Consider the following 389-nt stretch of genomic DNA (forward strand, 5'->3'; position numbering starts at 1 on the left):
TTGGCATAGCCTAAAGTTGCCCCGAAATAATAAGGCTTATCATCATGATCGGCTCTGAAAATTTCTCTTTGTGCATTGGCAAAATTGGCAATACAGCAAAATAATAAACATAACAGACTTACACTTTTGTTCCGCAATAAATAGTGCATATTCCTAAGCTGAGAGGTTGTAAATAAGTTTGTGTAAATCCTACGCCATGCATTATGTTTAAAAAGTTTTGCCCTTCAGGAAAAGCAAAAACACTGTTATTTAAATATTGATATGCTTTTTTATCGCTTGCAAAAGCCTGTACCAAACCGGGTGCTAATTTGCTTAAATAAAATTGATATAAAAACTTAAAACTTTTTTGTTTGGGTTTTGAAAATTCTAATACTACCAATTTTCCTCCC

1 protein-coding gene is annotated in these 389 nt (G+C 32.6%); it reads right to left on the minus strand.

Annotation, left to right across the window (positions count from 1 at the left end; translation table 11 throughout):
• Nucleotides 1-118 precede the first annotated feature (118 nt).
• A partial coding sequence (locus E3E36_RS12670; RefSeq protein ID WP_167895667.1) for a class I SAM-dependent methyltransferase occupies nucleotides 119-389 on the minus strand: 271 nt, incomplete at its 5' end.

It is taken from the genome of Thermococcus sp. M36, from assembly GCF_012027355.1.
In the GTDB taxonomy this organism is placed as follows: Archaea; Methanobacteriota_B; Thermococci; order Thermococcales; family Thermococcaceae; genus Thermococcus.